At 63.3% G+C, this 24,297-nt stretch carries 19 protein-coding genes; 12 read left to right on the forward strand and 7 right to left on the reverse strand.

Annotated features, from left to right (window positions below; genetic code table 11):
* Positions 1 to 52: 52 nt before the first annotated feature.
* Together glpB and glpA are read right to left on the reverse strand one after the other, a co-directional pair.
* Positions 53 to 1,360, reverse strand: a complete 1,308-nt coding sequence (gene glpB, locus FYC77_RS10920) for a glycerol-3-phosphate dehydrogenase subunit GlpB (RefSeq protein WP_149081538.1) — start codon at positions 1,358 to 1,360, stop codon at positions 53 to 55.
* Between the two features lie 33 nt (positions 1,361 to 1,393).
* Positions 1,394 to 3,094, reverse strand: coding sequence for an anaerobic glycerol-3-phosphate dehydrogenase subunit GlpA (glpA, locus tag FYC77_RS10925; RefSeq protein WP_149081539.1), 1,701 nt, complete (start codon positions 3,092 to 3,094; stop codon positions 1,394 to 1,396).
* Between the two features lie 643 nt (positions 3,095 to 3,737).
* On the opposite strand from glpA, the gene phnD reads away from it, so the two are divergent.
* The 8 genes from phnD to FYC77_RS10965 all read left to right on the forward strand — a co-directional run bounded on the left by phnD (position 3,738) and on the right by FYC77_RS10965 (position 11,535).
* Entirely contained in the window at positions 3,738 to 4,874 is a 1,137-nt protein-coding gene (phnD, locus tag FYC77_RS10930; RefSeq protein ID WP_149081540.1) for a phosphate/phosphite/phosphonate ABC transporter substrate-binding protein, read from the forward strand.
* A gap of 54 nt (positions 4,875 to 4,928) precedes the next feature.
* Complete coding sequence (phnC, locus tag FYC77_RS10935; RefSeq protein ID WP_149081541.1) at positions 4,929 to 5,762, forward strand: phosphonate ABC transporter ATP-binding protein; 834 nt, start codon at positions 4,929 to 4,931, stop codon at positions 5,760 to 5,762.
* A gap of 56 nt (positions 5,763 to 5,818) precedes the next feature.
* Complete coding sequence (gene phnE / locus FYC77_RS10940) at positions 5,819 to 6,637, forward strand: phosphonate ABC transporter, permease protein PhnE (RefSeq protein WP_149081542.1); 819 nt, start codon at positions 5,819 to 5,821, stop codon at positions 6,635 to 6,637.
* The gene (phnE, locus tag FYC77_RS10945; RefSeq protein ID WP_149081543.1) at positions 6,637 to 7,434 is read left to right on the forward strand and encodes a phosphonate ABC transporter, permease protein PhnE; all 798 of its coding nucleotides are present in this window, start codon (positions 6,637 to 6,639) and stop codon (positions 7,432 to 7,434) included. Before phnE (FYC77_RS10940) ends, phnE (FYC77_RS10945) begins: the two co-directional genes overlap by 1 nt.
* A 352-nt stretch (positions 7,435 to 7,786) precedes the next feature.
* Positions 7,787 to 8,581, forward strand: coding sequence for an HAD-IIA family hydrolase (locus tag FYC77_RS10950; RefSeq protein ID WP_149081544.1), 795 nt, complete (start codon positions 7,787 to 7,789; stop codon positions 8,579 to 8,581).
* Positions 8,582 to 8,842: 261 nt separating this feature from the next.
* Positions 8,843 to 9,628, forward strand: a complete 786-nt coding sequence (locus FYC77_RS10955) for an HAD-IIA family hydrolase (protein ID WP_149081545.1) — start codon at positions 8,843 to 8,845, stop codon at positions 9,626 to 9,628.
* Positions 9,629 to 9,911: 283 nt separating this feature from the next.
* The gene (locus FYC77_RS10960) at positions 9,912 to 10,691 is read left to right on the forward strand and encodes a hypothetical protein (protein ID WP_149081546.1); all 780 of its coding nucleotides are present in this window, start codon (positions 9,912 to 9,914) and stop codon (positions 10,689 to 10,691) included.
* Between the two features lie 145 nt (positions 10,692 to 10,836).
* Entirely contained in the window at positions 10,837 to 11,535 is a 699-nt protein-coding gene (locus FYC77_RS10965; RefSeq protein WP_149081547.1) for a hypothetical protein, read from the forward strand.
* 33 nt (positions 11,536 to 11,568) lie between these two features.
* Here FYC77_RS10965 and FYC77_RS10970 read toward each other — a convergent pair whose 3' ends face one another.
* The gene (locus tag FYC77_RS10970; protein ID WP_149081548.1) at positions 11,569 to 12,795 is read right to left on the reverse strand and encodes an MFS transporter; all 1,227 of its coding nucleotides are present in this window, start codon (positions 12,793 to 12,795) and stop codon (positions 11,569 to 11,571) included.
* A gap of 584 nt (positions 12,796 to 13,379) precedes the next feature.
* On the opposite strand from FYC77_RS10970, the gene glpK reads away from it, so the two are divergent.
* The gene (glpK, locus tag FYC77_RS10975; RefSeq protein ID WP_149081549.1) at positions 13,380 to 14,918 is read left to right on the forward strand and encodes a glycerol kinase GlpK; all 1,539 of its coding nucleotides are present in this window, start codon (positions 13,380 to 13,382) and stop codon (positions 14,916 to 14,918) included.
* A 39-nt stretch (positions 14,919 to 14,957) separates the two neighbouring features.
* Here glpK and FYC77_RS10980 read toward each other — a convergent pair whose 3' ends face one another.
* Both FYC77_RS10980 and FYC77_RS10985 read right to left on the reverse strand, forming a co-directional pair.
* Positions 14,958 to 15,290, reverse strand: coding sequence for a hypothetical protein (locus tag FYC77_RS10980; protein ID WP_149081550.1), 333 nt, complete (start codon positions 15,288 to 15,290; stop codon positions 14,958 to 14,960).
* Between the two features lie 32 nt (positions 15,291 to 15,322).
* Positions 15,323 to 16,390 (reverse strand): mRNA surveillance protein pelota, encoded by a 1,068-nt coding sequence (locus FYC77_RS10985; protein ID WP_149081551.1) that lies wholly within the window; start codon positions 16,388 to 16,390, stop codon positions 15,323 to 15,325.
* Positions 16,391 to 16,636: 246 nt separating this feature from the next.
* Between FYC77_RS10985 and FYC77_RS10990 the strand changes: the two genes are divergently transcribed.
* Positions 16,637 to 17,068, forward strand: a complete 432-nt coding sequence (locus tag FYC77_RS10990; RefSeq protein WP_149081552.1) for a DUF4870 domain-containing protein — start codon at positions 16,637 to 16,639, stop codon at positions 17,066 to 17,068.
* Between the two features lie 213 nt (positions 17,069 to 17,281).
* Here the strand turns inward: FYC77_RS10990 and rqcH are convergent, their stop codons facing one another.
* Both rqcH and FYC77_RS11000 read right to left on the reverse strand, forming a co-directional pair.
* The gene (gene rqcH, locus FYC77_RS10995) at positions 17,282 to 19,453 is read right to left on the reverse strand and encodes a ribosome rescue protein RqcH (protein ID WP_149081553.1); all 2,172 of its coding nucleotides are present in this window, start codon (positions 19,451 to 19,453) and stop codon (positions 17,282 to 17,284) included.
* A 202-nt stretch (positions 19,454 to 19,655) separates the two neighbouring features.
* Complete coding sequence (locus FYC77_RS11000) at positions 19,656 to 20,078, reverse strand: hypothetical protein (RefSeq protein WP_149081554.1); 423 nt, start codon at positions 20,076 to 20,078, stop codon at positions 19,656 to 19,658.
* Positions 20,079 to 21,074: 996 nt separating this feature from the next.
* On the opposite strand from FYC77_RS11000, the gene FYC77_RS11010 reads away from it, so the two are divergent.
* Complete coding sequence (locus tag FYC77_RS11010; RefSeq protein ID WP_149081576.1) at positions 21,075 to 22,394, forward strand: MFS transporter; 1,320 nt, start codon at positions 21,075 to 21,077, stop codon at positions 22,392 to 22,394.
* Positions 22,395 to 22,657: 263 nt separating this feature from the next.
* The gene (locus FYC77_RS11015; RefSeq protein WP_149081556.1) at positions 22,658 to 24,190 is read left to right on the forward strand and encodes a sulfatase-like hydrolase/transferase; all 1,533 of its coding nucleotides are present in this window, start codon (positions 22,658 to 22,660) and stop codon (positions 24,188 to 24,190) included.
* Positions 24,191 to 24,297 lie beyond the last annotated feature (107 nt).

Below are 24,297 nucleotides of genomic sequence, written 5' to 3' on the forward strand. Positions count from 1 at the left end.
TCGACTGGCTCACTCGAGCACGGACGCCCGCTCGAGTCGGCCCTGGCATCGATCATTCGCTTACCTCCGCGCTACGGGTTCCGGCGACGTATCCCGTCGCGATCGAGACCCCCGCGCCCGATTTCTCCGCCGCGTAGTCGTAGCCGCCCAGTACCGCTCCCGCCGCACGAAGGTTCGCAAACTCCGGCTCGCCGTCGGCGTCGAGCGGTCGGAGCTCGCGGTCCGGTTCGAGGCCGAACCGCGCGTACGGCTGTTCGCCGAAGACGTCGTCGACGAACCAGTCGTACCGGTCCTCGGCGTGGGGAACACGACAGCCGAATATCGGCTCGGCGACGCCCTCGCGGTCCGACTCGATCCCTTTGCCGACCAGCCCGCCGGTCGCGAGGACGTACTGATCCGCCCGGTGGGGGATCTCGGCGCCGTGTCGGTCGACGACGACGTGGTCGATCCGCTCGGTACGACGACCGGCACCGGCCCTATCGCCCGTCTCGTACCCCACCACCGGAACGCCAGACGTCACCCTGACGCCCGCCGCCTCAAGCGCGTCGTACAGCAACTCCTCGAGGCGGATTCCGGGGAGACTCGGCGGCCCCATCGGGACCTCGAAGACGTCGGCACCGAGCGTGTCTGCCAGATCGCCTCGGACGTCGTCGGCTCGTTCGTCGCCGAGGATCGCGGGAAACCCGACCCGTGGCTCGCCCTCGAAGTGGTCTCGAACGGCCGTTGAGAGCGCCTCGCGCGCACCCGCCTCTCCGGAGGGAGTCGAGACGGATTCGTTCCGGTCGAGGAGGTGGGCGTATCTGGTCACTTTCGCGTCGTCTCTGGTGATGCCGGGAAACCGCAGTGTCACGCCGCGGCAGTCGAAGGGGATGCCTGCGGCCTCGAGATGGGCCGCGGCGAGCGGCGCGTCGAAGTCGGGAAGCGTCTCGACGCCGACCAGCAGGGCGTCGCGGTCGTCGCTCGCCAGTCCGGGAGCCGTCGCGGCGGGGTAGCGGGCGGTCGGCTTGACAGTCCCGCCGTGGGTCGGGACGAGCGCGTTCCGATCGGTGTGCCCACCCGCGTAGGCGTCCCCGACGATCCCGTCGAAAAACGACAGCGCATCGCGTACGGCGTCAATTCCGACGCGCTCGTAGGGGTGTCCGTGTGGAAGCTCCTCGAGCGCGTCGAACGGATCGGTCAGCGGGCCCTTGCCCGCGGGCGTGTACCCGAGTACGTCGATCAATCCGCTGGCGTGGCGGAGCGTACTCTGTTTGTAGGTGACGAGACGAACCCGTTTCGTGCCCGCGTTCGCGGCGGCCAGAGCGGCCGTCGCCCCGGCAAGACCACCGCCGATCACGAGGACGTCGTCTTCGATCGCCATCTCAGCCATCCACCTCGACTCCATCAGCTGACATCACTGACCCTCCCCCGCGTCGAACGCCGCGTACTCGAGTGACTCCGAACCAGTCTCGAGCGCCGACGGCCCGGCGTTCGCGGGGTCCCGATCGCGGTTCATCGTCGTCGCGTGCAGGGCGTAGTTCAACATCGCCTGCGAGAGCTGTTCGCCCCAGAGGGCGTGGCGTTGGCCCTTCCAGCGTTCGTCGAAGAGGTCGTCGAGCGCCTCGCGGACGGTCTCCTCGTCGTACTCGGGGTGGAGCTCGTTTGCCATCGGCCCACAGCAAAAGCCGCCCTGGCAGTTGCCCATCGACGCCCGGGTGCGGATACGGACCGCGTTCAGATCCGTTCCCGACTGGGAGATCGCGTCCTGTACCTCCGCGCGGGTCACCCCCTCGCAGGCACAGATCACCGGGTTCGGCTCGTCGGTCTCGAGGACGTCCCGCGACCGACTGCCGAGTCGCTTCGTGCTTCGGCGAGCGATCGGCGACCGGAGACCGAACTCGTCCATCCCGTCCTCGAGTCGCTCGAGGTTCTCGCTGCCGGGGAGTGGTTCCTCGGCGGTGGCACAGGTGGCGTCGACACCGAGTTCGGCGCAGACGTGATCGGCGATCTCCTCGGCCATCGCGCGGTAGGTGGTTAGCTTGCCGCCGACGATACTCGCCACTCCCGAGACGCCGTCGCGTTCGTCGTGATCGAGCAGGAAGAAATCGCGCGTGATATCGGTCGGGTCCTCGGTCGCTCTCCCCGGCGGCTCGTACAGCGGGCGAACGCCCCAGAACGAACGGATCGTTCGCGCCTCCGAGAGGATCGGAACGAGCTCAGAGAGCGTGTCGATCATCATGTCGACTTCCCACTCCTCCTCCGGGTAGTCGTCGGGATCGGTGACCTCCTCGTCGGTCGTCCCGAGGATGGCTGTCGTCTCGTGGGGGACGATGATATCCGCGTCGCCTTTCGGCCGACAGCGGTTGATGACGGTGTCGACCTGCCGGACGTTCATGATCGTCATCACGCCCTTCGAGGGCCGGACGGCGACCTCGAGGTCGGCCATCGCGGCGATCTGGCCGGCCCACGCGCCGGTCGCGTTAACGACGTACTCGGCGGTGATCTCCTCGGTGCTCCCCGGAACGCCGTGCGTTCGCCGGCCGGGTCCCGAGTCGTGACGAACCCGTACGCCGTAGACGTCGTCGCCCTCGCGCAGCAGGTCGATTACCTCCGCGTGGGTCTCGATTCGAGCGCCGTGGATCTGGGCATCGAGTGCGTTCGCCACGCAGAGGCGGAACGGATCGACCGCGCCGTCGGGCACCTCGATGGCGCGTTTCACGTCGTTGGCGAGGTAGGGTTCGATCTCGCGAGCCTCCCGACCCGAGAGGGCACGTGTGGGGATTCCACACTCCCGACAGCCCTCGAGTTTCTCCCGGAAGTACGAATCCGGGTCCTCCGGCCGCTGGACGAACAGTCCGCCGGTCAACTCGACGCAGTGGCCGGCGATGTCCCGGAGGACTTCGTTCTCCTCGATGCACTCGGTCGCACTCGCTCGATCGGAGACGGCGTACCGCCCACCGCTGTGTAAGAGGCCGTGCATCCGGCCCGTAGTCCCGTGGGTTAGATTGCCTCGTTCGACGAGCGTGACCTCGAGGCCGCGCATCGCGAGATCGCGAGCGATGCCACAGCCCGTCGAGCCACCGCCGAGGACGAGGACCTCAGTATCGTATCCCATTCCTTTACTCGTAGGTTGGAAGCTCCCGCCTCTTTATTTTATCGACGGTCTCGGAGCGCCCGTACTAAATTGTCGAACTCCGAGGCCGCCGGAAGGTAGGAGTTTGAACCACTCTAGGCGAGGGTTCTCCTCTAACCACAGGAGAAGGCACAGCTAACGGGTGCGATCGCGACGATCGATAGCCGACTCCAGTATCTGGGGACGTCGTGGTCCGGCGAGACCAGTCGATCGTCGCTCGAGAGACGAGAACAGGGTTCCCCCACGTTCGACGACGACGTTGTGTCGATCGAGACACCCGGTTCCGATCGGACGAGCGCGACGTGAGACGGTGTAGCGCTAAACTCACAGCACACAACCGCTACAGAAGATATTCTCGGCAGTGACAGAGGAGAAACCAGATTTCGTACTAAAGGAAATTATAACTCACTCTGGCCGCAACGTCGAGATGCGAACCAGGTCCCCGCCACCCCACGGCGGTCGACACCCACCACCGTCACGTGACGGCCCCGAGCAGTCCCGGTACATTATTCGCTCGAGGATTTGTTCCAAATTTTTGACTCATGGTGTGCGACCAACAATAAGTTATATAACTATTCATTATAGATTGGTGTACATGGGTCGAGATGACAGACCACGGTGCAGCATGTGTCGACGAAAGGTACTCCTCGGGACGGGAGCGGCGATGACCGCCGGTCTCGCAGGGTGTGCCGAAGAAGAGGATGCGGGAGGGAACGGCACCGGGAACGGAAATGGCAATGGAAACGGCAACGGCAACGGCAACGGCAACGGGGAGGCTGGGGCCGACTTCGAGGCGTTCGATCCCGACGATCCGGTGTTCCCCCAGACGATGCAGACGTTGATGGACGAAGGGTTCGTCACCGGGCGGATCGAGGACATCGAAGCGTTCGAAGAGCAAGACGAGCCCCACTACGGGGGCTCCGTAACTGATCCCGGCGATATCGAAGAGAACGATCCGGATACGCTCCAGTTCGCGCTGACGCCGACGGAGGATCCGGCGCTGTACGCGGACATGCTCGATCCGCTTCTCGACAACATCGAGGAGGAAACCGGATACCCCGTCGAGAACAACATGGTCGACAGCTACGCGGCACAGGTCGAGGCGATGCGGGGAGATCAGCTCCACATCGCCGGCTTCTCGACCGGTGCAGTGCCGTTCGCAGTGAACCTGGCGGACGCGGTTCCGTTCGGCATCCAGGTCGCCGAGGAAGACGCCGGCTACCGACTGTGGGCGATCACACACATGGACAACGAGGACATCAACTCGGTCGAGGACTTCGCGGGGCGGACCGGTGCCCACGGTGACCCGGCATCGAACTCCGGTCATCTGATGCCGAACGCGCTGTTCCCGGAGCAGTTCGGCGTCGTCCCCGGCGAGGATTACGAGTTCGAACACGTCGGCAGTCACGAAAACGTCATTCTGTCGATCTACCACCAGGACAGCGAAGTCGCACCGGTCTGTAGTACCTGTGTGACTCGAGTTGCCGAGCGTGGTGACGTCGATCCGACCGAGATCAAGGCCGTCTGGGCGAGCGATCCGATCCCGACCACCGCGTTCACGTACAAGGCGAACTTGCCCGTCGACGTACAGGAAGGGATCGAACGGGCGTTCCTCGAACACGACTACTACGGAACCGAGTTCGCAGAGGAGTTCGAAGGACGCGGCGAGTTCGTCGAGATCGATTACGCGACCCACTGGCACAACATCCTGGTGACTCACGAGGACAACGACGTCGACCTCACGGACCCCGCCGAGATCTGATGAGACGATAAGTCGGGGTCGTTTCGTTTTCAAATTATAATTGAGAAACAACCAATGTTAGAAATAACGGATCTAGAGAAGGTCTACTCGACGGGTGACGAAGCGCTGAAAGGCGTGTCTATGGACGTAGAGGGAGAAGAAGTCGTCTCGATTATCGGCCCCAGCGGTGCCGGGAAGAGTACCCTCATCAGGTGTATCAACCGGTTGACCGAGCCGACGGCCGGATCGATCGTACTCGATGGAGAGGACGTAACGACCATGTCGAAGTCGGAGCTGCGCAACGCCCGACGGGATATGGGGATGATCTTCCAGGAGTTCAATCTCGTCGAACGCCTCACGGTCATGGAGAACGTTCTCTCCGGGCGGGTCGGGTACATCAGTACGATGCAGGCACTCCGTCGGAACTTCCCGGAGGAAGACGTCCAACGCGCATACGAGGTTCTCGACCGGGTCGGCGTTGGCGGGATGGAAAACAAGCGCGCCGACGAACTCTCGGGTGGCCAACGACAACGAATCGGAATCGCCCGTGCCGTGCTTCAACGGCCGAAGATTCTGCTCGTCGACGAGCCGACCAGCGCACTCGATCCCGAAACCTCCTTCGCCGTCATGGAACTGTTGACGGAGATTGCAAGAGAGGAGGGAATTCCTGTGTTGATCAACATCCACGAGGTCGAACTCGCTCTCGAGTACACGGACCGTATCGTCGGCCTTGCGGACGGCGAGGTCGTCTTCAAGGGGACGCCAGACGAGTTCGACCAGGGCGCACGCGACACCATCTACCGGGCCGGCGAGTCTCGGGAGGATCAGTCGACTCCGGGCGAACAGGTTCAGAAACAGCAATCGGCGTCGGTCGATATTTCGGATGCCGACAGAGAAACGTCGTACTAACAGTATGAGCGTACCACACAGTTACGCAGAACGAACACATCGGCAGGGTGAGACGCGTGTCTAAATCGGAGCCCAGCGCCGGATATCCGGAGACGTGGGAACGTCCGTCCGTGTTCTACAACGAGTACGTCAAGTACGTCGTGTACCTGGCGATTATCCTGTTCGTTCTCTGGAGTGCGTGGGCGGTTCGACCGAGCGTCGAACGGGTCATGGGCGGTATCGACGCGGCGTCGATCCTGCTCTCGACGATGTTCCCGCCGGATCTGTCCCCCATTGCACTCGAGCGAACGTACGGCGGGATGGTCGAGAGTATCGCGATGGCGTTCGTCGCGACGGCGATCGGTGTCGTCTTGAGTTTGCCCGTCGCCGTGATGGCGGCCGAGAATCTCGTTCCACGACCCGTCTACTACGTGGGACGTGCGATCGTCTCGGTCTCGCGTGCGCTACACGAACTCGTGTTAGCGATCATCTGCGTCGTCGCGGTCGGTCTCGGTCCGCTCGCAGGGGTCATCGCGCTCGTCTTCGCGACGCCGGGATTCTTCGCCAAACTGCTCGCCGAAGATCTCGAGGATATCGACGAGGGCCAGGTCGACGCGATACGCGCCTCGGGTGGAAACTCGCTTCAGGTGTTGTTGTACGGCGTCGCCCCACAGGTCATACCGCGGATGGTCGGTCTCATCATCTACCGGTGGGACATCAACATCCGTGCGAGTACGATCGTCGGTATCGTCGGTGCGGGTGGGATCGGCGTCACGCTGCTCAACTCGTTCGAGCGCTACGAGTACGACTTTGCCCTTACGATCATCCTCGCGATCATCGCGGTCGTCATGGTCGGTGAAATCGCGAGTGCAATCGCACGACGGAGGGTCCAGTAATGTCGGTCGAAAACCAAACCGAGTGGCGAAAGCATTCACCGCGGTATCATATCGCACGGTGGGCAGCGATCGTCGCGTCAATCGCGGTCGTTGTACTCTCCTGGCGCGAACTCAACGTCACCTACGAGTTCCTCATCTTCACGCCGCGAAACCTCGCGGACCTGTTCGTACGGATGACGCCGCCGGATTGGGCGTACTCCATCGATATCCTTCCGCCGCTGATCGAAACGGTAAACATCGCCATTCTCGGCACGGGACTTGCAGTGTTGATCGCGCTCCCGATCGCGTACATGGGCGCGGAGAACACGGCCCCACACCCGATCGCGTACGCCTTCGGGAAGTTCATGATCGTCGCGACGCGGTCGGTCAACGTCATCATCTGGGCGCTGTTCTTCGTCGTTATCTTCGGGACTGGAGCCCTCGCGGGAGTGCTCGCAGTCGCGTTCCGATCGATCGGCTTCGTCTCGAAGCTGATCGCCGAAGGGATCGAGGAGATCGATACCGGACAGACGGAAGCGATCAAAGCGATGGGAGGGTCGCCGATGGACGTCGCCATCTACGGCATCGTTCCCCAGATCAAACCGACGTTCGTCGGTGTGACGACCTACCGGTGGGACATCAACGTCCGGGAGGCGACGGTGATCGGACTCGTCGGTGCCGGCGGTATCGGGGTGGAACTGAACACGTCGGTCGACTTCCTCCAGTGGCCGCGAGTGCTCACCATCCTGATCGCGATTCTCGGCATCGTGCTCGTGAGCGAAGTCGTCTCCGCCTATCTCCGAAAGAAGGTGAGCTGAGCACGTCTCGAGACTCTCCGCTGCTCGACTCCCTCTCGTCGTCGTATCTACTCCGTGATTCGGACACGATGGCAGTCACATCGGCATCGAATCGAACCCACGACCGACAAGACCAGTGACGAACTGATGGACGAATCGCTAGCGGATCGAACGAACTGTCGTCAGAAACTACGAGCGAAATGAGCGAGAATACAGCGTCTGAACGGACAAATCCCGTTTACCGACGGCTACCGACCAGCAGTATCGACAGCACAGCACCCCCACCAGCCGGTGGGGGCGAACGGCACCGATCCCGGGCGACGTCGTCCGACACCGTGGACAGTCGACCCGAGGTCTCGTGGAGGGTGTGACCATGAACGCAGCAATCATCGATCTCGACGGGACCGTCTACCGGTCTAGGACGGGGATCGACGGGGCCAGAGACGGTATCGATCGGCTCCGTGACGCCGGTGTCGACGTCGCGTTCGTGACGAACTCCGCGACGAAATCCCGGCGCAAGTGTCTCGAGCGACTCGAGTCGATCGGAATCGACGCCGACGAATCAGAGATACTGACGAGCGCCACCGTGACGGCGTCGTACGTCGCGAGAGAGTTCCCCGACGCGACGGCGATGGCCGTCGGCGAACCCGCGTTGTTCGACGAGCTGTCACGGTCCGGCGTCGCGCTCACCGACGATCCGGCCGACTGCGACGTACTCGTGGTCGGAAAAGACCGATCGTTCGATTTCGAGACGCTCACGCGGTGTCTTCACGCACTCGAGCACGGCGCGACGTTCGTCGGGACGAACCGGGACCGAAAGAGCCCGACTGATACGGGCAACGAGCCCGGATCGGGAGCGCTGATCGCGGCGGTCGAGTACGCGGCCGAACGCGGACCCGATGTCGTCGCCGGCAAACCGAACGACCCGATCATCGAGGTGAGTCTCGATCACTTCGACGTCGACGCCTCGGAGTGTCTGGTGATCGGGGACAACCCGGAAACCGACATCCGAATGGGGACACGCGCGGGCATGACGACCGTACTCGTGTTGACTGGGTTGATCGATCGAACCGATCCGGCCGCGACGAACGGCGTCGCCGATCACGTCCTCGAGTCCCTGGGCGAGATCGACGAGGTGCTCGCCAGCGAATCGACGACGAACCCGTAGCCAGCGGTGACGCCGTCCACGTTCGCAGAACGCGATCGCGATCACCGTCCACCTCTCCCGAACGTGTCGTGTCCACGATCCGCCGAGGCCTTGAGGAGGCGATCAACGCGTGAGCGAGCCCACAACTCTTATATTCACGGCAGTTAATTTACTGTCGGTGCAGGTACCTTCAGTAACAAAGTGGCCGCCACGGCTTCAGAGAGGAGTGTGGACGACGGAAGCGGTGTTCGACCGACACGGATACACGAACAGCTGTCACCGATGACTCGTACCGACCGCGAAGCCGCCATCGTCGACCTCGACGGGACGGTTTACCGCGGCGACCGGCTCGTCCCGGGTGCCGACGACGCGATCGAAGCGCTCAGAGAACGTGGGCTCGAGGTGTTGTTTCTCACCAACAAGGCGTTCGAAGACCGGTCCCACCACTGCGAGAAGCTCCGGCGTCTCGGCGTGTCCGCGACGCACGAAGACGTCGTCAACTCCGGATGGGTCACCGCACGGTACGTCGCCGACGAGTTCCCCGACCAAACGGTGTTCGTCATCGGCGAAGAACCGCTGCTCGCCGAACTCGAGCGCGCGGGCGTCGACGTCACCGTCGACTCGCCCGGGGACGTCCTCGTCGTCTCGATGGACCGCGAGTTCGACTACGAGAAACTCGAACTCGCACAGCGAACGCTCGAGGCCGGCGGACCGTTTCTCGCGACGAACCCCGACCGAACCTGTCCGATGGAGGACGGTTCGATTCCCGACGCAGCCGGGATGATCGGCGCTGTCGAGGGGGTAACGGCTCGGTCGGTCGATACGGTACTCGGGAAGCCCTCGCCGGTGATGATCGAGACCGCACTCGAGGCGCTCTCCGTCGACCCCGAGCGCTGTCTGATCGTGGGCGACCGACTCGAAACCGACATCGAGATGGGCAACAGGGCGGGAATGGAATCCGTCCTCGTTCTCTCCGGCGCGACGGACCGACCTGCGATAGCCGAGTCGGCGACCGCGCCGGATCACGTCGTCGACTCGCTGGCCGACCTCGAGTCGGTCCTCGAGTGACATCATCCAGACCGGATCGGTGGCGTTCGCGCTGGCCCCACCGTAACCGCCACGGCGACGGTCACGTTCGTCGACACCGTACATTTAAGCCGGTCAGACCCCCACATCTTGGAGAAATGCGAGCACTCGGGTTGAACGGACAAACGAAGGGGCTGATATCGGCGACCAGACGAGTGTCGGCACCGACGACCGGGCGAGTATCGACACTGGCAGCTACACGAGACCGGACTGGCGATGGCAGCGGTTCCCACGAACGATCCGTCGCTACCGGCGATCGATACCCATGACCGCACCACTCGAGCGACTCAGGCAACCGGAGTACACGGGAACGAACCGGTGTCTCCCGTGTACGGTGCTCAACCTCGCGATTACAGCGGCTATCGGTATCCTCGTCGCTGTCGTGTCGATCCCCGCTGCGATCGGCGTCGTCGCGATCTGCGTCGCGGTCATCTCCCTCCGTGGCTATCTCGTCCCCGGAACACCCGAGTTGACACGGCGGTACGTCCCGGCGGGGGCCCTCCGCGCGATTGGGAAACGGCCGAGTGGGGACGCCGTCGATACTCAGGCGACGTCGGGGGAAGCACTCGTCGAGTTCTGTCTCGAGGCCGGGATACTCGAGGCGGACGGGGACGACGTCTTCCTGACCGACGATTTTCACCGCGACTGGAACGAGCGTATCGAAGCGGTTCGCGACGAGGACGAACGAGCGGTGCTTGCCGACGTGTTCGACGACGAGCCGGAGTCGCTCACCGTGGAGGTAAACGACGAGTGGTTCGTCGTGTACCGAAACGGCGAGAAACTCACCCACTGGCGATCGAAGGCGGCGTTCGTCGCCGACGTCGCCGCCGACCGTGCGCTCGCGGCGTGGACCGACGAGTGGCAGACGTTCGACCAGCAACAGCGCGGACGGATTCTCGGCCGCCTCAGAATCATGCTTCTCGACTGTCCGCTCTGCGATGACGCCCTCGACGTTCGACAGACGACCGGCTGTTGTCCCGGCGAGGAAGCGATCGTCGCGGATTGCCCCGATTGCGGGACGACCGTGTTCGAATCGGCCGTCTGAAAGCGACCGTGATGGCCCGTACGATCTGCGATGACTGACATTCTGGCACAATCGACCGGCACATCGGTACTACAGTCCACTCGAGCCGTCCCATTGGCGGCGTTCGCACACAATTCTTATTCGAGTATAGCCCCACGTCGCGTCCATGAGACTGCGACGGAACGGCGATCCGGATCCACCTGGGCTGGAGTGGGAGGCGCGTAAACCGTGGAAAGCCCAGAACGAACTAACTGACCGGCAAACGATCGAGTACGACGAGGAGACCTACTTCTGTCGAACCCGCGACTCGAGCGACGGGACGTGGCGGGTCGCGTACGGATCGCCGATTTCCGGGGGCGGGTCGCGTGCGTTTCTGTTTTCGAACGGCGAACTTCGCTGGAGTGTCTGGACCGACCATCCCATCGCGGGGTTCGTCTCGGAGCGAGGGACCGTCGTGATACTCGGCGGCGGCGCGGCGGACGACCTCGATGGGGGCGTGCGTGCGTTCGATGCGAGCGGCACAAGCACACTGGAGGCGTCCTACGAGGCGAACGTCGCCGACGGAGACCTGTCTGCGGACGGTTCGTTCGCGGTGGTTCAGACGCATCCGCCCGACAACCGAACCTATCTCTACGATCTAACCGATGGCGGGCTGATCGTCGACCACGCCAGCGACTGGGGACAGCCCGCGGTCGCTCGTATCGGCTCCGATGGCGACACTCGGTACGTGTATCTGAGCGAGTCCCGCGAGAAGCGACCGCTGTACGCGCTCGACGAGTCGGGGTCGGTCGCCTGGGAAAGCGAGCGCCACCGGAAGCGTCGGCCGCTCATAGACCGGATCCGAACGCGACTCCGTTCGGCGTGATCGCGCCGTCCTTGCGGCGACGGCGGTCGTCACTCAGCGAGAGCGTGGATCCGCCGAAAACGTCGTCCGGAAGGCGACGAGGTAGGCCAAAACGAGCGCACCGGCGGCGACGAACAGCGTCTCGTATCCGAACAGCGTCAGAACGAACCCGAAGACCGCCGGTGAGACGGTTTGTCCGGTACGTTTCAGTACGTACAGGGTGTTGACGACGCCCGCAAGGTAGTCGTCGTGGCCGAAGGTGGTGACGGCGTCTTTCATCACCGGATCGAACAGGGCATCGCCCGCGAAATACGCAAATACGGCGAGAGAGAGGATTAGTAAGCTCGAGGTGAACGGAATCGCGACGAGCGCGGTCGTACTGACGAGCATGGCGACGATCAGTGCCCGCTTTCGCCCGATACGGCTCACGATGGAACCCGCCACCGGCGAGACGGATACGTACGCGAACCCTCGCACCGCCAACAGCGCACCTGCCTCGAACAGCGACGCATCGAGAACTCGGACGGCGAACAACGGAATGAACGTCAACACGCCGTACCGGACGAAACCCCGAACGAAGCCACCGAGGACGAGTATTCGTACGTCCGGATTCAGCAGTTCGGTCCGAATCGCGCCGCTGTACTGACGCGTCAGACGAGAGACTCCATCCGACGACGCCGACGGCTCGATCGTTTCGTGGAGAAACAGAGCCACTAGGACGATAACTGGAAACGCGAGCGCGAACAGCGCGAACGGATAGTTCCAGGAGAGTCCGGATAGATACCCGCTAAGCGCCGGAATCGAGATCGCAGCGATGCCGACGATGGCGACCCGAAACCCCTGTGCGGTCGCGTTCGCCGCTCCGGAGTAGACGTCACCGAGCATCGTCACGGTAATCGGGAATATCGCCGCCGCACCGATTCCCATCACGGTCGCCATCGCGAGCAAGACGACGAACGTTTCCACGAAGAACATCGCGGTGCCCACCACCCCGAACAACACGAGCGAGGGGAGGAGGACGACGCGACGCCCGTATCGGTCCGCGACGATCGCCGCCACCGGGACGACCAGAATCGAGGGAACTTTGAAGAACGTGATGAGAAGCCCCACTCGCCCGTCGGAGATCTGCAACGCGTCGGCGATCGCCGGAAGTGCGGGTGCGAGCGCCGCTTCCAGCATCCCGACGAACGTTACCGCCAGAATCAGCCCGAACTGCGGGTTCGAGAGTACCCGTCGGTAGACCGAGGGCGTAGTCTCTCCGTGATCGTACTCGGATTTCATTGGCAATCGTCTGAGACGGACGAACTCACTCGAGTTACAGCGCTCGAGCGGAGCCCCGAGCGTCGGTCGAGGAGTGCGACCGAGCGACGATCGATCGGTCGCTCGCTTCGGGAGTTACGATACGTTCAACACAAGACTCAGCGAGCCGTCGTGAACGTGGCGTCGAACCGTTGCAGTCGGCCGTTCGAGTGGAACGTCCTCCCCAAATACGGCAGCAAGCAGTGCCCGACCAGCGTCGCTCGTCTACTCCCGTCACCATTACAGAAAACGTGCAGAATACGGGAGTTAATCCTTTGGCCTCCGGAAATCGAGACACGTTCCCGACCTCGATCGGTGCCGCGTCGGGCCGGTGGCGAGTTTCGTCGGAGGCCGGGCGGATTGATACGGTCTGGTATGCCTGATACGGTCTGCGACGCTGATTACCGGCCGATTGCTCGCCGATCTGCGATCGACGAGACGGACACAGCGCAGTCCGTGAATAGCCGCTACAGGTTCGGCAACGTTTATGGCGATTGTCCTACGTATTTACTGACGATACATGGCCGCGAGTAAAGAGCGTACACGACGTGAGTTGTGGTGATTCGATGACCGAGGACACGTACGTCGGTGCGATCGATCAGGGGACCACCGGTACCCGGTTCATCGTCTTCGACCACGACGGCGAGGTCGTCGCAAACGCCTACGAGAAACACGACCAGTACTATCCCGAACCCGGCTGGGTCGAACACGACCCGATGGAGATCTGGACCAACACGAAAGACGTCATCACGCAGGCGCTCGGGTGGGCCGACATCGGACCGGAACAGCTCGCCGCGATCGGCGTCACGAACCAGCGTGAAACGACGCTGCTGTGGGACGCCGACACGGGAACGCCGATCTACAACGCCATCGTCTGGCAGGACCGCCGAACGACCGAGCGCATCGAGACCCTCGAGGAGAACGGCGCAGTCGAGACCATCCGCGAAAAAACGGGCCTCGAGCCCGACGCCTACTTCTCGGCGACCAAAGCCGAGTGGTTGCTCGAGGAGGCGGACCCGATCAAGATGGAACGTGCCCGACCGTCGGACGTTCGTGATCGCGCGGAGGCGGGCGAGATCCTGTTCGGGACGATCGATAGCTGGCTGATCTACAATCTCACCGGCGAGCACGTCACCGAGGTCACGAACGCCTCGCGGACCATGCTCTACAACATCCACGACCTCGAGTGGGACGACGACCTCCTCGCCGAGTTCTCGATCCCCGAAACGATACTCCCCGAGGTTCGTCCCTCGAGCGACGAGGCGACGTACGGAACGACCGATCCCGACGGCTTTCTCGGCGCAGAGATTCCGGTCGCTGGCGCACTCGGCGACCAGCAGGCAGCTCTGTTCGGCCAGACCTGTTTCGACCCCGGCGACGCGAAAAACACCTACGGAACGGGCTCGTTCTTCCTGATGAACACCGGCGACGATGCCGTCGAGAGCGACCACGGCCTACTGACGACGATCGCCTACCAGCGCTCCGGCGAAGACGTCCAGTACGCCCTCGAGGGATCGATCTTCGTCACGGGCGCGGCTATCGAGTGGCTCGAGGACGTCTCGCTGATCGACGACCCCGGTGAGACCGCGGAACTCGCCAGAAGCGTCGACTCGACCGACGGCGTCTACGTCGTCCCCGCCTTTACCGGGCTGGGTGCGCCCCACTGGGACCAGCGTGCACGCGGCACGATCGTCGGGATGACTCGGGGCACCCGCCGGGAACACATCGTCCGGGCGACCCTCGAGTCGATCGCCTACCAGACCCGGGACGTCGCCGAGGCGATGGAAGGCGACTCGGGCATCGAGATGACGAGCCTGAAAGTCGACGGCGGCGCGGTCAAGAACAACTTCCTCTGTCAGCTCCAGTCGGACGTCATCGGCTCGCAGATCGTCCGGCCGGTCGTCGACGAGACCACCGCCCTCGGCGCGGCCTACGCGGCCGGCCTCGCCGTCGACTACTGGGCGGACTTAGAGCAACTGCGAAACAACTGGCGGGTCGACCGAGAGTTCGAACCGGAGATAGACCCCGACGTCGCCGACCAACGTCACGAGCGCTGGATCGACGCCGTCGAACGCTCGCGCGGCTGGGCTCGAGAGGAGAGCTGAGAGGGGGTGCTGGACCGACGTGCCGACACAGCGTCCGTCTCAGGCAGTTAGAACCCGAACGTTGATTACGACTGCGTACAGCCCGATCGCCGCGATTCCCGCCGGAACGGCGAGCCGAATCTGATACCCCTCGAGCAGGAGGTAGCCGCCGTAGCACGCGAACAGAAGAACGGCTTTGAAGACGCCGAACCGGATCCACGACGGCGGATCACCGAGGACGAACCGTGCGCCCGCGTTCCCCTCCACGACGCCGTCACGGCCCAGCCCGATCATCGTCGTAACGAGATCGCCGACGCCGTAGAGAACCACTGCAAGCGTCCAGAGAATCGACGACCACGAGAGGTACGAGAGCGACGAAATCACGACGATCACGCCTCACTCGAGGAGATCGTGGCGGTCACAGCTCACTCGAGGCGGTAGCGCAACAGCGCGGCGATGCCACCGAGGTTCGACAGCTGTTGACCGGGCGGGAACTCACTCGAGAAGACCGTCACCTCACCCCCTTTCTGCTCGGTAGTACGGACGATCTCGTCGACGTCGATCACCCACTCGCCGTCGGGCCCGCGTTCCTTCCGGAGCCGATCGTCGAGGATCAACAGCCGCTCGATCGCGCCGTAGTCGGCGGCCTGTTTCACTTCGTCGGGCCCGTAGGCGGCTTTCGCACCCTGTGCGATGCGCCGGGTGAGTTCGTCGATGTACTCGGCCTCGCTCTCGATCCGGGTCTCCTGTTGAACGTCCGCGACGGCCCCGCGTTTGAGAACTTCGTGGACTCCGCGGTCGCCGACGCTCGCCGTGTCGACCATCGTGATCCGCTCGGCGGCCCCCGGTTCGTTCTCCTCGATGTATTTGTAGGCGTCCTGTTTCGTGAAGCCGGGGCCGGCGAGGATGATCGCGTCCGCGTCCTGTCGTTTCAAGACGGTCGCGAGTTCCGCGAACAGCTCCGAACGCCCGCGGGCGTACTCGCCTTTCCCGGTCGTTCCGGTGATCGTGGCCCGCTCCTCGGTGCCGTACTGGGCGACCGTGTGGACGTGTGCCTGCCCCTCTTCGACCGTCGCAATGGCGACGTCTGGGTTCTCGGTGGCCTCTTCGGCCTCCTCGAGGCGGGCTTCCTGGTCGGGTTTGAACCACTTCTCGATGGAGAGCTCCTCGCGTTCCTCGACGTTCAGGGTGTGGTGAAAGCCGAGTTGGTCTTCGCGCGAGCAGGCGACGATCTCGCCGCCGACGCGCAGCCGGTTGGCGAACTTGTGGAACTCGATATCGTCGACGGCGATGGCGACCCACATGTGCTCGCGCTCCCCGCCCGTATCCCGCATCTGGTCGTCGTTGCGCTGGATCCGCCGGGTCGTATCGCCCGCGACGCGGTCGCCGGGCTCGAGGACGTACTGGAGGTGCCAGAGGTCGTCGACGCTCTCCGGCACGACGGTGAGCCGTTCGCGTCCGCCCTCGATCTGCTCCCGGTCTTTGATCTGCATACGCCCACTCGGAGGGGCCGACAAAAATGTGCTTTGACATCCTTCTCGCGGCGATAGCCGTGGGTTCTGACGATCCGGTGTGGCGATCACGGATCGGAGTCGGTTTCCGTCGTTGCACTCGGGTTCGCCTCGAGCGGGCCTTCACGGACGTGACGTGTCGAGGGGTGGCCTGCTCCCGGGTTTAAAGATTGGCTATCCGTTCCGACAACCGATGAATTATAATGGTTCGAATAAAATCCAGCGAATATGGCGACTGAAAACGTTACTGCAGTCGAATCATCAGCGTCGAACGAGACGAGTCTCGGACCCGACGGGAACGTCGTCGCGATGCTCGCGTACTTCTTCGCGCCGGTCTGTGGTGTGCTCGTCTACGCACTCGAGGAGCAAAACGGGTTTGCACGCTATCACGCCGCCCAGAGCATCGTCTTCGGACTGCTCGTGATCGCCGCGTACGTCGGCCTCTGGACGATCTCGTTCGTGATCAGCATGCTGGTGGGGGAGGTTCCGATTATCGGTTTCCTGTTGTCGATTCTCGTCGGGATAATCGATGCGGTTATCACGCTCGTGGTCTGGCTCGCCGCGTTCCTGGTCTGGCTGTACCTGGTCGCCAAAGCGTACCAGGGGGAGGCGGTCTCGCTTCCGCTGGTGACCGCTATCGCCGAAAAACACCTGCTCTAACTTCGAATTCGAGACGGGTTTCGATCGCTCGCCGCTAACGACCGGAGCGCTCGAGAAACAGGTCGCTGTCGTACGGTTTCCTCTCGGTCATATCCGGCGAGACCGCGACCCGCGGGACGATTGTACCGGTACATCGGGACAGTAGTCCGTCTCAGTCGATGTCGGCAACCAGCGAACGAATTGCGAGGTCGGTGGAGGCGACAGTAGTCGGCCTTACTGTTCGGCGATCCGACTCCCACCAGGCGGCATGAAGTGTTGAATTCGATCCGGACTGGCGATCTTTCGGACGAAGGATTCGTCGGCAAAGCGCTCGCGGAACTCGCGATAGAGGCGTTTGGCCGCGTCCGCCTGGGCGTACCGCCCCGGCTCGAGTTCGATCGTCGTCGCAGCCTCCCCCTCGACGGCCGAGGGCGGGCCGCCGATCACGCGGGTGTACGGCTCACACTGGATTCCAACCGCGACGCCGACCGGCGTATCGTCGTAGTAGGTCCGATCGCCACGGATGGCGAACCCGCCCTTCTCCAGGTACTCGCCGCTTTCGGGCGTCTTCGTCACCTGATCGGAGTCGACGGCGTAGACGTCACCCGCGTAGCGGCCGTCCTTCCAGACCGATGCGTACGAGACCGCGAACTGGGCGGCCTCCTCGATGCTCGTCTCCGGTAACTCGATGTCCGACGAAGATGCCTCGCTCGGGTCCGTCGCCTTCAATACGGTGACGGGACCGCCGTGGGCCTGCGTGTGGAGGACTTTGTCACCCGGCTCGAGGTACTTCTTGACCAGTTCCTCGTTCTGGTCGGCGTTTCGCCCGCCGATCACGAGATAGTCGTCGCTGGTGTGAAACCAGCGGAACCGGTCGTACCAGGGCTCGTTCTCCCGGATCGGAACGGATGCCAATGAGAGCCAGTCCGTGTCCTCGGCCTCTGCGTCAGCCTCCTCTTCGTTCTCGTCACCGTCGTCAGCCTCCCACTGGTCGCGGCGACGTTTGGCGTCTTCCAAGTCCTCGCGGGTGTCCTCGATAGCCGCGAGCGCGCCCTCTTTTTTCTCCGCGATCCGCTTGGCTTCGGTGTAGAGCCGGTCGGCGTTTTGCTCGAGACCGTCGTGGGCGACGAGGTCGATCCGGTCGCCGTCGAGATCGACCGTCACGATTCCCTCGCTACCGTCGACGTCGACGACTGCCTCGGCGGCCTCGATGCCCCGCTCTTTCCCTGCCTCGAAGCGCTCCTCGATCTCCTCCCACGGCCGGTCCTGAGCGCGGGCCTCCTGGACCGTCGTGAGGATGTCGTCGACCAGGCCGTACTCGGCGTACAGCAACTCGGCCTGTTCGCGCATCGCCTCGGCCTCCAGCTCGAACCCCTCGATCGCCCCTTCCTGCTGTTCGATGATCCGCTCGTACTTGGCGATCTCCTCTTCGAAGTCGGGGCGCTGATCGGTCGGGTCCGGCTCCTCTTCCTCCGCCAGCTCCAGCCGGTAGAAGTAGTCGTCGAGCGCCGACAGGAAGCTGTCGTAGGGGTCGGCCGCGAGTTCCGCGTGCTCCTCGAGCGGAAACGGCGTCACGTCGACGACGCGGCCGGAACTCGAGTCGTCGTTCCCCTCGCCACCGTCACCGGCCTCGCCGTCGTTCCCATCACCGGCATCGTCCTCGAGGTAGAGTCGGGGCTCGAAGTTCCGGTTTCGAACGTCGAGCGCGAGCCGCTCGGTCGCCTCGTAAAGGCGGTCGTAGACGGCTTCGTCGGCGTCGGCGATGTCCATCGCCTTCTCGACGCCGGCGCGAGAGCAGACCTCCTCGCCGTAGAGCCCGCCGAAGTTGAGCTGGGTCGCGAGCGTCCGGACGACGTCCGTATCCGACTCCTCCATCTCGCGTCCGAACGCCTCGCGGGAGACGGTCAGCGGGTTCGTCCGCGTCTCGGGGAACTCGTAGCGCGAGCCCGGGACGACGGTTCGTGACTTCAGGCGAACGGTCTCCAGGGAGTCGATCACCTCGTACTCGCCGTTGGTGACGGCGACGTTGCCCTGACCGAACAGTTCGACGATGATTCTGGTAACGCCGTCCTCGCGCTCGAAGACGAACTCGAGAATGCGGTCGAACTCGTACTGTTCGACGTCGACGAAGTCGGCACCGGAGAGCCGGTTGCGCAACATCATCGCGAACTGCGGCGGCCGGCCGGGTGCGTCGGGTACCCGCTCGGGAGCGACCGTATGCGCCCGCTTCGTCTCGCCGACCTCGAGCAGTAGTTCGACGCGTCCGCGGTCGAAATCGCGCATCTTCAACCGGACGAGGTCGTCGCCGTAGAGATAGGCCTTGTCGACTTTCGCCCCCTCGTAGGTGTCGAGTTCCCCGACGAGGGCAGCGAGGTCGACGCTCGTAAGCTCCCGCTTTGGATCCATACTACAGCATGCCCGGCGCTGTCAAAAAGACGTGTCGCTCCGATGGTGTGCACCGGTCGTCTCGATTTCGGTTCGGTCACGCTCGCGAAGGGAGACCGTTCCAGCGGAGCCGAGCGAACGAAACCGTTGCTACCTCGAAGACGTCTCGCGCGTTTGGATACCAGTGAGTGGCGTTCACGCCGCCGGGCGATTCGAAGTGTGATCACTCGACGATGGTTCCCGAGCCCGAAAGCGCGGGTCGGACGACGTGGCGAGTCACCGAACTGACTGACGACCCCCAGAGGAACGCAACCACGAACTGGACGAACGTTCCCATGTACTCGGCAGGGATCACGAGCCAGAGAAAGACGGTGGTGACGGCGATTGCCACGAGCGTGGCGACTACCGCCGCCGCATCGCTCCGCGGTTGAATCTCGACCGGATCGAGCGCGACGCTTACGACCGCGCCAACGACCGTTCCGACGATGACGGCCCCGAGCGTCACCTCGAGTGAGACGACCACTCGAGCGGGTTCGGGAAGCAGGAGCATCGGCGTGAGCGCGATGGCGATCAGTAACCCGCGGAGCGCGGTGGACTGGTCGTCAGTGCCACGAACGACGTCGATCTCGGTGGAGGACTGGTTCACGAAGTTACTTGGGAGTTCAGGATGATATACATGTTCCTTGGGTCGACTACGCAATACAGCGTCTCACAACTTCGGCCCATCACCACTGTCCTCCTACTACCCGCCCTCGAGCAACCGATCGATACGCACCCGTAGTGGTCGCGGCGGATGTCCGGGTGTTCTGACCGAATCTGTCGAAATTGAACGTCATCTCTTCCAGTCTATTTTCGGTCGAATATAAGCGATAGTAACAACCAAGCAATCCACACACTGATCGCCAGACGGATCGGCGATGAGGTGTACAATGACGTACAGCGGCTACTATAGTAAAACGACGACCTGATTGTGTGAACGGCGTCAAAAAACCGATTCCGAACTGGCAGACTTTCATCAGCAGTCGCCTCGAACGAGAAAGCCTATACGGAGTCGATTGACAGCAGGAGGTGGAATGAACGAGAACCGAAACGTTATGGATATTCTCGAACGGGTGCGAGAGTCACGGCGGCGCAAGCGCTGTCCCGACTGCGATGCCGTCGTTTCGATCCGGGGGTTCAGAGGTGAGTACCGCTGGACGTGTCTGGATTGCGATGCGCTCGGAATCGGATACAGGTCCCGCTCGGCCGCTTTGAATGGGATCAAACGCCGGCGTGGATAACGAATCCGACTCCAATCGGCTATCGATACCCATCACACGAGATTCCCGGTCGCTGTCTACTCCGTCGGTCATAGGGAGTGTGTAGACGTTCATCGGGTTACTGGGGCGGATAGAGACACAGCCACGACGGACGGAGACGGAACCGTCGGTTAGCGACGACGATTCCTATCACTGACTCTAACGGTTCTTCCGTAGGACCTCACCCAAAACCCTTTTTGGCGGGCCTGACTAACTGGTTAGTTAGATGCGGACCGTCGTGATCACCAGAAACGAACACCCTTTCGAGGCGATGACTGGAGTCGCCTCTTTCGGAGGTCGGACGGACGTCTCCGCGTTCGGGGTCGAATAACGTGGACTCGAGAATCGGGGAACTCGTCGGACGATTTCCGTCCGCGAGCGATACGAACCCCCGAACCTACGTCGTGGTCGCTGCGGTCATTCTGAGTACGTTCTTCGTCGGGTTCGGCGGCGGCGTTATCTTTCCAATTCTCCCGAATCTCGGCATCTTGCTCGGTATCTCGCCGTTCCTCGTCGGACTCATCCTCAGCGCGAACCGCTTCTCGCGACTGTTCGCGAACGCGCCGGCAGGCGTACTCGTCGATCGGATCGGCACGCGGACGCCGTTTGTCGTCGGTATGGTCGTCCAGAGCGTCGCCACCTTCGGGTACGTCCTCGCGATGATCGCCGCACGGCCCGAGCTGTGGTTTCTCCCCGATCTTCCGGCGGCCTGGTTTCTCGGCTCACGCGTCGTCTGGGGGGTCGGCAGTGCGTTTGTCTTCGCGACGGCGTACACTATCGCTGCCGACGTCAGCGACGGCGACTCACGTGGTGCGAATATGGGGTTAATCAGGGGCGGGATCCTCTTTGGCTTTCCCACCGGCGTCCTCGTCGGCGGAGTGATTAGTGAGCTCTCGGGTACCGTGGCCGCGTTCGCGGTCGCGACCGCGTTCGCGGTCGTCGCGAGCGTCGTTGCGTACGCGACGATTCCGGAGACACACGTCGATGGCGAGGACCATCGCTCGGTCAAGCCGTGGGACGTCGACGTCAGCGTGCCCGCACTGACGGTCGGTTTTGTCAACTTCGCCATCCTGTTTGCGTATCTCGGAGCGCTGTTCTCGACGCTCGTCCTCTTTCTCGGTCGAAACGACCTCGGCGTCTTCGGGTTCGACGCCCAGGCTTCCTCGGGGATCTTCATGGCCGTCACGGTTCTGGCGGCCGGGGCGTTCATGTTCCTCGGCGGCTACGTCAGCGACCGCCGCGGCTCTCGTATCCCGATTCTCGTCACCTTTCTCGGTACGACGTTCGCCGGCTTCATCTTGCTCGCGTTCGCGGATTCGGTTCTCACCCTCGTCGTCGCGTGTCTGTTCATCGGTGCCGGCCAGGGTGGCACGAGCGGTCCGTTGATGGCGCTACTGGCAGATCTGACGCCCGACGAACGGATGGGGCGTGCCGTCGGAACGAACAACGTCCTCGGCGACGTTGGCGGCGGACTCGGCCCCCTGATCACCCTGCCGTTGGTCGAGATGGTCGGCTTCGAACCGATCTACGTCGCCTGCGCGCTTCTTCCCGTCCTCGCCGGCTTCATCCTGCTCGTCGGTGTCCGCTACGAGACGGGGCAGTTCTTACCGGACGTCGACCTGGAGGTGGCTGGTGGGGAGGGACCGGCGGACCACGCCGACTGATACGGTCTGCTGGAACGATGGACCGGGGCAACTACAAGCCATCCTCCGATCGCTCCGGTAACGAACGAAAACGGTCCGTATCAGGCCGGTGGATCTTTCGACTCCGAGTCGGGTCGATGCTGCCGGTTACACTCCCCACACGAGGCGAGAGGCATGCGTGAGTTTCGAACCCGACAGACCTGAATCGACGGGCGTACCACGTCGCAAGGTATTCGGCTGGATCCGGGCTCATCATTAACTACGCCGTCGGTGTACGACGGCCGATGGCCGACACTCGCCCGAACGTCCTGTTCGTACTCACCGACCAGGAGCGATACGACTGTCACGTCCCCGAGTCATCCGTCGACAAGGAACCCGAACCCCCCGTCGAAACGGAGGCGATGGATCGCCTCTCGAGACAGGGAGCCCGCTTCGAGCACGCGGTCACGCCGATTAGCATCTGCTCGAGCGCCCGCGCCTCGCTGCTGACCGGGCAGTTTCCCCACAGCCACGGGATGATCAACAACTGCCACGAGGACGACGCCATCCTCGCCAACCTCCCGCCAGGGATTCCGACGTTCTCCGAGGCACTGGCCGATGCCGGCTACGATCTCACCTACACCGGCAAGTGGCACGTCGGTCGAGACGCCACCCCCGAGGAGTATGGCTTCAGCTATCTCGGCGGCAGCGACAGACACCACGACGACATCGACGAGGCGTTCCGTGAGTACCGACGTGAGCGCGGAACGCCGCTCGAGGAGGTCGATTTCGAAGACGAGATCTACACGGGCGACGACCCGCGGGATAGTTCCGAGGGGACGTTCGTCGCCGCGAAATCACCGATCGACGTCGAGGACACCCGCGCCTGGTTCCTCGCCGAGCGGACGATCGAGGCGCTCGAGGCCCACGTCGAGGGAGCGACCGCTTCCAGCGTCGAGGACGGTTCCACCGAAGGGGGCAAACGAGGCGATGGCGGTCCGTTCTTCCACCGGACGGACTTCTATGGCCCTCATCATCCCTACGTCGTCCCCGAACCGTACGCCTCGATGTACGACCCCGACGAGATCGAACCCCCCGACAGCTACGCGGAGACGTTCGACGGCAAACCCCAGGTCCACGAGAACTACCTCGCCTACCGTGGCGTCGAGGGCTTCGACTGGAAGCTGTGGGCCGAGGCGCTCGCGAAGTACTGGGGGTTCGTGACGCTGATCGACGAACAGTTTGGGCGGATCCTCGCGGCACTCGAGGACCTCGAACTGGCCGAAGAGACGGTCGCCGTCCACGCCTCAGACCACGGCGACTTCGTCGGGGGACACCGTCAGTTCAACAAGGGCCCGCTCATGTACGACGACACCTACCGGATTCCCCTGCAAGTGCGCTGGCCCGGCGTCACCGAACCGGGGTCGGTTCGTCGGGAGCCGGTCCACCTCCACGATCTCGCACCGACGTTCCTCGAGATCGGTAACGTCGACGTTCCCGACAGCTTCGACGCTCGAAGCCTCGTCCCGCTGCTCGAGGGCGACGATGCACCTGCCGACTGGCCCGAGTCGACGTTCTCGCAGTATCACGGCGACGAGTTCGGCCTCTACAGCCAGCGGATGGTTCGGACCGAACGCTACAAGTACGTCTACAACGGTCCCGACGTCGACGAACTGTACGACCTCGAGGTCGACCCGCCAGAGCTCCGGAACCTGATCGACCATCCCGAGTACGCGAACGTTCGCCGGACGATGCGGGAGCGATTGATCGCGTGGATGGACGAAGCCGACGATCCGAACCGCGGTTGGGTTCCGGAGATCCTCCGGCGGGCGGACTGATCGTGGTGGATTCGGCGATCGCGGACTCCGCGCTGCCAGCACGATCCGATCGCCGGAGCGGAAGCGTACGTTTACAGGTCCCAAGCGGCTACTCCGTGTATGATCGT

It is taken from the genome of Natrialba swarupiae (assembly GCF_008245225.1).
Classification (GTDB): Archaea; Halobacteriota; Halobacteria; order Halobacteriales; family Natrialbaceae; genus Natrarchaeobius; species Natrarchaeobius swarupiae.

Bases quoted from the DNA above. Each gene is read 5' to 3' on its own strand.
- FYC77_RS10965 (WP_149081547.1), top strand. From the start codon at position 10,837: ATGAGACTGCGACGGAACGGCGATCCGGATCCACCTGGGCTGGAGTGG.
- phnD (WP_149081540.1), top strand. From the start codon at position 3,738: ATGTGTCGACGAAAGGTACTCCTCGGGACGGGAGCGGCGATGACCGCC.
- FYC77_RS10955 (WP_149081545.1), top strand. From the start codon at position 8,843: ATGACTCGTACCGACCGCGAAGCCGCCATCGTCGACCTCGACGGGACG.
- FYC77_RS10990 (WP_149081552.1), top strand. From the start codon at position 16,637: ATGGCGACTGAAAACGTTACTGCAGTCGAATCATCAGCGTCGAACGAG.
- FYC77_RS10960 (WP_149081546.1), top strand. From the start codon at position 9,912: ATGACCGCACCACTCGAGCGACTCAGGCAACCGGAGTACACGGGAACG.
- glpB (WP_149081538.1), bottom strand. From the start codon at position 1,360: ATGGCGATCGAAGACGACGTCCTCGTGATCGGCGGTGGTCTTGCCGGG.
- FYC77_RS10985 (WP_149081551.1), bottom strand. From the start codon at position 16,390: ATGCAGATCAAAGACCGGGAGCAGATCGAGGGCGGACGCGAACGGCTC.
- FYC77_RS10950 (WP_149081544.1), top strand. From the start codon at position 7,787: ATGAACGCAGCAATCATCGATCTCGACGGGACCGTCTACCGGTCTAGG.
- FYC77_RS11015 (WP_149081556.1), top strand. From the start codon at position 22,658: ATGGCCGACACTCGCCCGAACGTCCTGTTCGTACTCACCGACCAGGAG.
- glpA (WP_149081539.1), bottom strand. From the start codon at position 3,094: ATGGGATACGATACTGAGGTCCTCGTCCTCGGCGGTGGCTCGACGGGC.
- glpK (WP_149081549.1), top strand. From the start codon at position 13,380: ATGACCGAGGACACGTACGTCGGTGCGATCGATCAGGGGACCACCGGT.
- phnC (WP_149081541.1), top strand. From the start codon at position 4,929: ATGTTAGAAATAACGGATCTAGAGAAGGTCTACTCGACGGGTGACGAA.
- rqcH (WP_149081553.1), bottom strand. From the start codon at position 19,453: ATGGATCCAAAGCGGGAGCTTACGAGCGTCGACCTCGCTGCCCTCGTC.
- FYC77_RS10970 (WP_149081548.1), bottom strand. From the start codon at position 12,795: ATGAAATCCGAGTACGATCACGGAGAGACTACGCCCTCGGTCTACCGA.
- phnE (WP_149081543.1), top strand. From the start codon at position 6,637: ATGTCGGTCGAAAACCAAACCGAGTGGCGAAAGCATTCACCGCGGTAT.